This window comes from Actinophytocola sp., from assembly GCF_049647105.1.
Taxonomy (GTDB): domain Bacteria; phylum Actinomycetota; class Actinomycetes; order Mycobacteriales; family Pseudonocardiaceae; genus Actinophytocola.
In genome coordinates this window covers 20,970-30,536 of the sequence record NZ_JBARWZ010000031.1, presented here as the reverse complement: position 1 = coordinate 30,536, position 9,567 = coordinate 20,970, and the positions used below count along the sequence as shown (strand labels likewise).

Genomic DNA, 9,567 nt, shown 5'->3' with positions numbered 1-9,567 from the left:
TTCCCGGGGGCGTCCCGCCATGCCAGTCTACCGGCTGGCACTGACAGTTCCGCGTTCGCGTTGACTCATCGAAAATGCCCGGGAAGGTGAGTCGTTGCCTCACGTAAGGATGCCCGTGTAGCGGCGTGGCGTCCGTCGTGGACTGGGGCGGTGACTCATCGTGATCGATGGGATTGACGATGAGTCAGCGCAAGGCGGTGGCCCGGCAGCTCGCTCGCCGGTATCGGTCGGCGTCCAAGGTTGAGAAGGCGGTGATCTTGGGTGAGGTGTGTGCGTTGACGGGCTGGCATCGTGATCACGCCCGGAAGGCGCTGCGGGCGGCGTTGACTCCGAAACCCGTTGCGCGGGAGCGGAAACCTCGGGATCCGGTGTATGGGGAGGAGGTGATCGCGGCGTTGCGGAAGGTGTGGGCGGTGCTGGATGCCCCGTCCGGCAAGCGTCTCGCGCCGTTCCTCCTGGAGATCGTGGACCGGTTGATCGCCTGCGACGAACTGGACATCAGCGTCGAGACCCGCTACCGGTTGGTGCGGATGTCTGCTGCGACGATCGACCGGCGGCTCGCCGCGGATCGGGCCCGCTGGCAGCCCAAAGGACGTTCGCTGACCAAACCCGGGTCGTTGTTGAAGGCGCAGATCCCGGTCCGTACCTGGGCCGACTGGGACAACGCGGTGCCGGGATTCGTGGAGATCGACCTGGTCGGCCACGAAGGCGGCAACCCGGCCGGCGAGTTCGCCCACACCCTGACCGTCACCGACATCGCCACCGGCTGGACCGAGAACCGGGCGGTACGCAACAAGGCCCAGGTGTGGGTGCTGGCGGCGTTGAGCGAGATCGTGGCGGCGTTCCCGTTCCCGGTGCTGGGCATCGACTCCGACAACGGCAGCGAGTTCATCAACGCCCATCTGCTGGAGTTCTGCCGCCGCAACGAGATCACCTTCACCCGCTCCCGGCCCGGCAACAAGAACGACGGCGCCCACGTCGAGCAGAAGAACTGGGCCGTCGTCCGCCGGACCGTGGGCTACCACCGCTACACCGGCGAGCTGCAGGTCGACCTGATCAACGGCATCTACGCCCTGCTCCGCGACCAGATCAACTTCTTCACCCCGCAACAAAAACTGGTCGAGAAGACCCGCGACGGCGCGAAAGTGATCAAGAAACACGACATCGCGAAAACCCCGTTCCAACGACTCCGCACCGACCCAGCCGTCGACATCACCGACAAGACCACCCAGCACGACCACTACCTCACCCTGAACCCAGCCGCGACCCGCCGCGAGATCCTCGCTCTCAGCGACGCCCTCGCCACCGAAGTCACCACCCGCTACTTCCCGACCAAGCCCTACACCGGCCTCACCCAGACGGACACTTTTCATGAGGCAACGAATCCGCCTACGCGGGCATCTTGACGTGAGGCAACAGGCGGATGTCGATCTTGACTGTGGATAACCGGTGCGGCTGTGGACAACCTCGTGAAAAAGAGAACCAGCGGACGGGCCGGCAGGGTTCGGCCCGTCCGCTGGCGTGGTGGGAGGTCAGCCCGTGACGAGTGAGAGGCCGTACGCGCTCAGAGCCTCATTGACCTTCTGGAAATACGTCGTGCCGCCGGAGCTGCAGTTGCCCGAACCGCCCGAGGTCATGCCCTGGGCCTGGACGGTCGAACCGGACGGGCTGCTCACCAGCGAACCGCCGGAGTCGCCCGGCTCGGCGCACACGTTGGTGCGGAACGTCTGGTAGACGCAGCCCTGCGAGTAGCACACCGTCGCGTTGGTGGAGTTGACGGTGCCGCAGTGCCAGCCGGTGGTGGAGCCGGAACGGCACACCGCCGCGCCGTTGCCCACCGCGCTCGAGCCGGTGACGCGGACGTCACTGCCCGAGCTGTAGCGGTCGACCAGGCCGGTCTGCACCGCGGAGCTGGAGCTCACGTTGATGCGGCCGTAGTCGTTGGTGGGGAACGACGAACCGGAGCCGGTGCTCCCGATGGTGCCGCCGGAGCCGGACCACGTGCCACCGATGTTGGTGCAGTGACCGGCGGTGATGACGTACCGGGTACTGCCGCTGCGTGCGTTGAAGCCCAGCGAGCAGCGCGAGCCGCTGCTGGTGCGGATCGCCTGGCCGCCGATCAGGTCCCAGTACGTCTGCGGACGTGCCGTGACGTGCTCGAAGCTGACATCCGCGCCGAGGCCCTTCGCCCAGCTCGCGGCCGAGGCGTCGTTGCCGTAGACGGAGACGACCACGGCGTTGGACGCCGCGTCGACCCGCCAGCCGGTGACCGACTTCGGCATGCCGGCACTGCCCTGTGCCAACCTCGTCGCGGCGGCGTTCAGGTCGGCTTCGCTGTGCTCGACCACGCGGGCCAGCGCGCCGGAGGAGGTGACCTCGGCGACGCGACTCGCGTCGGCGACGTCCACCACCAGCTTGCCTGACGCGGCGTCGAACCGGCTGCCCGCGAAGTCGCTGCCCAGGGCGATTCGCAGGGTCTTGTCCTTCGACCAGGCCACCTTTTCCTGCTGGGATCGGGCTTGGGCCTGTTGCGGGGTCAGGCCGAGGTCCCGTTGTAGCGCCGTCTGGATCTCACTCATGTCCGATGAGACCGGCACGCTGTTGGCGGGCGTGGCGAAGGTCAGCGCCAGGCCCAGTGTGAGCAGTGCGGTGCTGCCCATGCGCACAAGGGTTGTGCGTTTCATCAGGATGCTCCCTCGTTTTCTTGCAGGGGGAACCCGGGAGCGAGCAGGGGGTTGAAGGATGCTCCCGGGTGTTCAAGAGAGGGGTCTCACCATCCGGGAGGATGGCCTCCTGAAACTATTTGCTTACGCAGCGTTCAGGCATCGGCCGTTCGGGGACAACAGTTGCCATAGTGCGCGACCGATTTGCTACACAGGGTCAGTTTGTCGGGATGACACTGCCGCCCGGCGGCGCTACCTCGGTCGACGTGGTGGCGGGCGGTGTCGTTGTCGTGGGGCTCGAGCTCGGCGACCGCGTCGTCGTGCTGGTCGGGCCCGTGGTCGTGGACGTCGGCGGGGCCGAGTCGGTGGCCGGTGCGGTCGGCGTGGTGGTGGACGTCGGATCCGCGGGCTGTTCTGGCTGCTGGGTGCCACCGCCACGGTGTTCCTGGACGATGCTGCCGAACGTGGTGCCCGCGCCGCCGGACAGCGACTCGCCACGCACCCACTCGACCCCGGTCACGGCCAGCATGCCCAGCGCGAACACCGCCAGGCTGCCGACGACCAGCATCGGCCACCGCGGCCACCTGGCTTCCTCCGGCGGCCGGTCATCCGGTTCCTCGGCGGTGGAGGCCTCGACCTCATCGCCTTCCACCGGGTCCTCGTCGGCGACCAGCACGGTGGTGTCGCCGGACTTGCCGACGACCTTGGCGCGGACCGTGCGCACACTCGCCCTGGTCCGCTCGATCGACCGCAGGTACAGCGCGCCGCCGACGGTCGAGACCGCGCTCGCCAGCCCCGCGCCGACCACCGTGCCCGCGACCCCCATGGTGGATCCGATCAGCGCCGCGGTCACCGCCGCGAGCGTGCCGGCCAGCACCTGACTGATCCGTACTTTGTCCGTGTTTTCCCTGTCGCTCATGATCCTTCGTCTGTCGACGTTCCCTCCACTTCTCCAACGGCTGAGACGGGTGGGCCACTCCCGGGGTTGGCCCATCGTGAGCACCACCACAGTCCACTGTGGACAGTGCATACTTGAGTCGTGCAACTGACCACCATCGACGACATCGAGCGGGCCGCCGCGCGCATCGGTAGCCAGATCGTGCGAACTCCTTTGCTGCCTTGCCTTTGGGCCGGCTCCGACCGCCCCCTGTGGCTCAAACCCGAGCAGCTGCAACCGATCGGCGCGTTCAAGATCCGCGGCGCGGCCAACGCGATCGGGCGGCTGCCCGACGAGGTGCGTACCCGCGGTGTGGTCGCTTATTCCAGCGGCAACCACGCGCAGGCCGTCGCGTACGTCGCCAAGCTGTACGGCGTTCCCGCGACCATCGTGGTGACCACGAACACCCCGCGGATCAAGGTCGACGCGACCCTCCGCCACGGTGCCGAGGTACTCATCGTGCCACCCGAGGACCGCGAGTCCTCGGCCGAGGCGGTCGTGGCCAGCAACGGCGGCACGCTCATCCCGCCGTTCGACCATCCGGACGTCATCGCGGGCCAGGGCACCATCGGGCTGGAGATCGCCGCCGACCTGCCGGATGTCGAGGTGGTGCTCGTGCCGGTGAGCGGTGCGGGGCTGATCTCCGGCGTGGCCGCCGCGATCAAGGCGAAGGCGCCGCGTGCGCGGGTCATCGGCGTCGAACCGGAGCTGGCCGGCGACACCGAGGAAGGCTTCCGCACCGGTCAGCGCCCGAACTGGTCCACCGACGACCGCGCGCGGACCATCGCCGACGGGCTGCGCTCCGCGCCGTCGGAGCTGACGTTCGCGCACGTCCGCAAGTTCGTCGACGACGTGGTGACCGTCACAGAAGACCAGATCAAGGACGCGATCGGCCTGCTCGCCACCAGGTCACAGGTGGTCGCGGAGCCGAGCGGCGCGGTCACGACCGCCGCCTACCTGCACGCGGACCTGCCGAAGGGCAGGACAGTGGCGGTCCTGTCCGGCGGCAACATAGACCCGGCTCTGTTCGCGGAGATCCTCACGACACGGGTTTAGCGGGTGCGCGGGTCTGCAGATAGGTGGGCGGTCCCGTCATCCCGCAGCTCGTGCAGTCGCCAGGCTCCGGCAGTTCGGCCACCTCTGTGGGCGGCTCCGGTGCCGGGGCGAGCACGTCGTTGCGCACCCACAGCGCCAGCACGCCACCGACCACGCACAGCCCGGCGCACAGCCACATCGCCGTCTGCCAGCCCGCCGTCATCGCCGCCGGGTCGGCGTAGGACTCGCCGGACAACCCGGCCGCGGCGGGCAGGATCGCCACCGCCAGCAGGCCGCCGGTCCGCGCGATCGCGTTGTTCACCCCGGACGCCACCCCCGCGTGCCGGTCCTCCGCCGCGGCCAGCACGGTCGCGGTCACCGGCGCGACCACCGCGGCCAGGCCGAGCCCGAACACGACGACCGCGGGCAGGACGGTGAACAGGTACGACGCGCCCGGCGTGACCCGGGTGTACATCACCATGCCCAGCGCGATCACGAGCGGCCCGACCACCAGGAACGGCCGGGGGCCGTACCGCTGCGCGAGCTTCCCTGACCGCGCGGACAGCAACAGCATGATCACCGAGATCGGCACGCTGGCCAGCCCGGCGAACGTCGGCGAGTAGCCGAGCGACACCTGCAGCTGCAGTACGAACAACATCATCACGCCGCCGAGCGCCGCGTAGACCACGAACGTCAGCAGGTTCGCCACCACGAACGTCCGGTTCGCGAAGATGTCCGGCGGCACGAGCGGGTTGCGCTGCCGCATCTGCAGCACCACGAACCCCACCAGCGACACCACGCCGACGACGGCACCACCGACCACCAGCGGGTCGAACGCACTCCGCCCCGGCCCCTCCACCAGCGCGGTGGTGACCCCGGCGAGGCCGAGCGCGCCGAGCACCGAGCCCCACACGTCCGGGTGCCCGGTCATCGACGTGTCCTCGGACTCGGGCACGTACTTCCTGGTCAGCCACACCACGGCCAGCCCGAGCGGGAGGTTGATCAGGAACGCGAGCCGCCACGACCACGCCTGCACGAGCAGGCCGCCGACCAGCGGTCCGATCGCACCGGCGATGCCGCCGAGCCCGGACCACGCGCCGATCGCGCGGGCCCGCTCCTCCCGGTGGAACGAGGACTGGATGATCGCGAGCGCGCCCGGCGTGAGCAGTGCCCCGCCGATGCCCTGCAGGATCCGCGCGGCGACCAGCATCTCCGTGTTCAACGCGACCCCGCACAGCAGCGAGGACACGGCGAACCACGCGACGCCGACGAGGTAGACGCGGCGGCGGCCGTATCGGTCGCCAAGCGAGCCGGCCACCAGGATCAGGGCCGCGAGCGTCAGCAGGTAGCCGTTGATGATCCACTGCAGGCCCGCGACACCCGCGCCGAACTCCGCGCCGATGTGCGGCAGGGCGATGTTGACGACCGTGCCGTCGAGAAACGCCATGCCGGAGCCGAGGATGGTCGCGGCGAGTACTCCGCGTGCGGAAGCGCTGCCCCACCGGACCTGTCCAGGGCTCGCGGTCATGAGGGCCGGTTGAGTTCGGCGACGAACTTGTACCGGTCGCCCCGGTAGACCGACCGCACCCACTCCACCGGCCGCTCGGTCGTGTCGTACGAGTGCCGGGACAGCAGCAGCATCGGCATGCCGACGTCCGCGCCGAGCAGCTCCGCCTCGTGCGGGCCGGCGAGCGCGGTCTCGATCGTCTCCTCCGCGTGCCCCATCTCGACGTCGAAGCGGTCACGCAGCACCTGGTACAGCGAGCCGCCCGGGGTCAGGTACTTGCGCAGACCACGGAACCGCCCGAGCGGCAGGTTGGTGGTCTCGATCGCCATCGGCTCGCCGTCGGCGAGGCGCAGGCGCTGCATGCGCAGGACCTTCGCGCCGGAACGGATGCCGAGCAATGTGGTCAGCTCGCCTTCCGCCGGGATCTCCGAGATGTCTATCAGCTGGGACGACGGCTCACGTCCCTGAGCACGCATGTCCTCTGTGTACGACGACAGCTGCAACCGCTGTGCCACCTTGGGTTCCGCCGCGAACGTGCCCTTGCCCTGCACGCGCAGTAGTCGCCCTTCCACTGTCAGGTCGGCAAGAGCCTGGCGCACCGTCGTGCGCGAAACGTCGAACTCGGCGGCGAGTGACCGTTCAGTGGGGATCGGCGACCCCGGCGGCAAGGAGGCGAGCAGGTCGAGCAGGTGCCTTTTCAGACCCCAGTACTTGGGTTCGCGCATGGCGCGGGTACCGGCGTCGGGCTCCTGCGCGGCCGACGTTTCGAGCATGGCTCCTCCTCCAACGACTTCCCTGGTACAGCATGCCTTCCCAAGGCCGCCGACGCGATCACGCCGCACCGTTTTTGGGAATACCGTGACACCCGTGGCGAAGGCACACCCTACAGCGATACGATCATTGGTCTAGACCTTGTGCACTGAGATACAGCACAGAGATACAGCGAGGAGGGGCGAATGGCGACAGCAGGTGCCCGGATGGCCGAGGAGGTCGCCGAGCAGCCGGCGGTCTTCGACTCGCTGGTCGCACGGCGCGAGGACGTCGCCGCCGTGGCTCGGCTCATCGCCGAACGCAGGCCGAGGTTCGCCCTCCTCGCCGCGCGCGGGTCGAGCGACCACGCCGCGCTGTACGCGAAGTATCTGATCGAAGTGCTGCTGGAGCTGCCCTCGGGCCTCGTGTCGCCGTCGACCACCACGTTGTACGGGGCGCGCCCCGACTTCACCGACGTGCTGTACCTGTCGGTGAGCCAGAGCGGCGGTTCACCCGATCTGGTGGCGGCCACCGAGGCGGCCAGGGCACAGGGCGCGCTGACGATCGCCGTGACCAACACGCCGTCGTCGCCGCTGTCGGACGCGGCGGAGCTGTCCGTCGACATCAAGGCTGGCGATGAGCTGGCCGTCGCGGCCACGAAGACCTACACGGCGACCCTGCTGTCGCTGTACCTGCTGGTGGATGCGGTCCGAGGGGGATCGGGCGAGGCGGTCGCGGGCATCGGAGAGCTGGCCGCGACCGCCCTCGCCGCCCCGATCGAGGACGCCGTCGCGCGCTTCCGCGACATCGATCGGGTGGTCACGACGGGCCGCGGTTACTCGTCGGCCACCGCCGCGGAGGCCGCGCTGAAGCTCGCGGAGACCAGCTACCTCGGCGCCCGCTCGTACAGCGGCGCCGACCTGCTGCACGGCCCGGTCGCGGCGATCGACGACCGCACCGGCGTGGTCGCGGTGACCAGCAAGGGCCACGGCGGCACCGCCATGCTCGACGTGGTGGAGACGGTGCGCGAGCGGGGCGCGTCGGTGCTGGCGGTGGGTTCTTCCGCGTCGGACGTGCGGGCGGACCTGCGCATCGCGGTCCCGGAGACGGCCGAGGAGATCGCCCCGATCCTGGAGATCCTGCCCCTTCAGCGGCTGGCGCATGCCCTGTCGATCGCCAGGGGCGGCGACCCCGACAACCCTCGCGGACTGAACAAGGTCACTCGCACACTGTAGTCCTCGCTGGGTATGACCCCTAGACTTTCTCCTGTGCGAAGGACGTCGTTCGCCAGGTGGCCGTGTTCCATCGCAAGAACCATGGACCTCTTGGGGGATCAGTGGACACTGCTCGTGCTGCGTGAGGCGTTCAACGGCGTCCGCAGGTTCGACCGGTTCCAGGCAGAGCTGGGGATCGCGCGGAACACGCTGACCGAGCGGCTGGACCGGCTCACCGGCGCGGGCCTGCTCGACCGGGTCCGCTACCAGGACCGGCCCGCCAGGTACGAGTACCCGCTGACCGAGATGGGTCAGGACTTCTTCCCCGTGCTGGCGACGATCATCCGCTGGGGCGACAACTGGCTGGCCGACCCGCCCGGCCCGCCGACGCTGCTGCGCCACCACGACTGTGACACGACGACGACGGCGACGGTGAGCTGCGCGGAGTGCGGCGGCCCGATGTCGGCGGAGAAGGTGACGATGGAACCGGGACCGGGGCTGGTGACGTGACGGACGTGGCGGTTGGTGTCGACATCGGCGGCACGTCGAGCCGGGCGCTCGCGGTCTACGCCGACGGACGGGTCGCCGGGCGGGGCACGGCCGGTGGCGGCAACCCGAACTCGCACCCGCCCGCGCTGGCGGCGAAGCGGGTCGCGGAGGCGGTGGCGGCCGCGCTGCCCACCGGTTCGGTCGTGGCGGGCTGCCTGCTGGGGATGGCAGGGGAGAGCAAGGTCACCGACCCTGCCGTGCTGTCGGTGTTCGAGACCGCGCTGCGGCACGCGGGGGTCGGGTGCCCGATCGAGGTCGTGTCGGACGCGGAGGTGGCGTTCGCGTCGGCCACGTCGTCGCCCGATGGCACCGTGCTCATCGGCGGGACGGGTTCCGTGGCGGCGCGGATCGTGGCTCGGCGCAAGGAGTCCTGGCGCGGCGGCTGGGGCTGGCTGCTCGGCGACGAGGGTTCGGCGTACTGGATCGGCAGGCAGGCGGTGCGGTCGACACTCGCGGTGCTGCAGAGCACGGAGGCCGTCGGCCCACTGGGGCGAGCGGTCCTGGACGCGGCGGTCGCCGAACCGTTCACCGACGACGTGGCCGGGCGACGGCTCGCGCTGAGCAGGTTGATCACGTCGGCGAACGCGGAGGCCCCCATCCGGCTGGCCCGGTTCGCGTCGCTGGTGAGCGAGCTGGCCACGACCGACCCGGCGGCGGCGGACATCATCGCGGAGGCGGCCGGACTGCTGATCGACCAGGCACACATCGCACGAGCACCGGGCGAGACGACGCCGGTGGTGCTGGCGGGAAGCGTCATCGGCCCGACGAGCCCGGTCGGCCAGGCACTGCGGGAACGACTGTCGGGTGAGACGGAGGTGCTGTTCGCCCCGGACGGCGCCCTTGGCGCGGCATGGCTGGCGGCACTGGAGGCGTGGGGCCCGAAGGCACCCAGACCGCAGGCCTGACACCCGG

General features: G+C 69.8%; 9 protein-coding genes. 5 read left to right on the top strand and 4 right to left on the bottom strand.

All coding sequences use genetic code 11. The annotated features are described in order from the left end of the window. Nucleotides 1–179: 179 nt before the first annotated feature. Nucleotides 180–1,406: an integrase catalytic domain-containing protein gene (locus tag WBA97_RS04520; RefSeq protein ID WP_424229398.1), complete on the top strand. Its 1,227-nt coding sequence runs from the start codon at nt 180–182 to the stop codon at nt 1,404–1,406. A 126-nt stretch (nt 1,407–1,532) separates the two neighbouring features. On the opposite strand, the gene WBA97_RS04515 is transcribed toward WBA97_RS04520, so the two are convergent. Together WBA97_RS04515 and WBA97_RS04510 are read right to left on the bottom strand one after the other, a co-directional pair. Then, nucleotides 1,533–2,684 (bottom strand): S1 family peptidase, encoded by a 1,152-nt coding sequence (locus WBA97_RS04515; RefSeq protein ID WP_424229397.1) that lies wholly within the window; start codon nt 2,682–2,684, stop codon nt 1,533–1,535. A 196-nt stretch (nt 2,685–2,880) separates the two neighbouring features. After that, nucleotides 2,881–3,582, bottom strand: a complete 702-nt coding sequence (locus WBA97_RS04510; protein WP_424229396.1) for a hypothetical protein — start codon at nt 3,580–3,582, stop codon at nt 2,881–2,883. A 120-nt stretch (nt 3,583–3,702) separates the two neighbouring features. Between WBA97_RS04510 and WBA97_RS04505 the strand changes: the two genes are divergently transcribed. Continuing rightward, nucleotides 3,703–4,656 (top strand): threonine ammonia-lyase, encoded by a 954-nt coding sequence (locus WBA97_RS04505; protein WP_424229395.1) that lies wholly within the window; start codon nt 3,703–3,705, stop codon nt 4,654–4,656. Here the strand turns inward: WBA97_RS04505 and WBA97_RS04500 are convergent. Both WBA97_RS04500 and WBA97_RS04495 read right to left on the bottom strand, forming a co-directional pair. Further along, nucleotides 4,640–6,163 carry an MFS transporter gene (locus WBA97_RS04500; protein WP_424229394.1) on the bottom strand — a complete coding sequence of 508 codons (1,524 nt, stop codon included), beginning with the start codon at nt 6,161–6,163 and terminating at the stop codon, nt 4,640–4,642. The two genes, WBA97_RS04505 and WBA97_RS04500, sit on opposite strands and share 17 nt — an antisense overlap. Further along, on the bottom strand, nt 6,160–6,915 hold the full coding sequence (locus WBA97_RS04495; protein WP_424229393.1) for a GntR family transcriptional regulator: 756 nt from the start codon (nt 6,913–6,915) through the stop codon (nt 6,160–6,162). The genes WBA97_RS04500 and WBA97_RS04495 overlap by 4 nt, the downstream gene beginning before the upstream one ends. A gap of 183 nt (nt 6,916–7,098) precedes the next feature. On the opposite strand from WBA97_RS04495, the gene WBA97_RS04490 reads away from it, so the two are divergent. Genes WBA97_RS04490 through WBA97_RS04480 form a run of 3 tightly spaced genes read left to right on the top strand, consistent with a single transcriptional unit; the run spans nt 7,099 to nt 9,560 of the window. Next, nucleotides 7,099–8,127, top strand: coding sequence for an SIS domain-containing protein (locus tag WBA97_RS04490; RefSeq protein WP_424229392.1), 1,029 nt, complete (start codon nt 7,099–7,101; stop codon nt 8,125–8,127). A gap of 33 nt (nt 8,128–8,160) precedes the next feature. Then, nucleotides 8,161–8,616, top strand: a complete 456-nt coding sequence (locus tag WBA97_RS04485) for a winged helix-turn-helix transcriptional regulator (RefSeq protein ID WP_424229391.1) — start codon at nt 8,161–8,163, stop codon at nt 8,614–8,616. After that, the gene (locus WBA97_RS04480) at nt 8,613–9,560 is read left to right on the top strand and encodes an N-acetylglucosamine kinase (protein ID WP_424229390.1); all 948 of its coding nucleotides are present in this window, start codon (nt 8,613–8,615) and stop codon (nt 9,558–9,560) included. The genes WBA97_RS04485 and WBA97_RS04480 overlap by 4 nt, the downstream gene beginning before the upstream one ends. Nucleotides 9,561–9,567 lie beyond the last annotated feature (7 nt).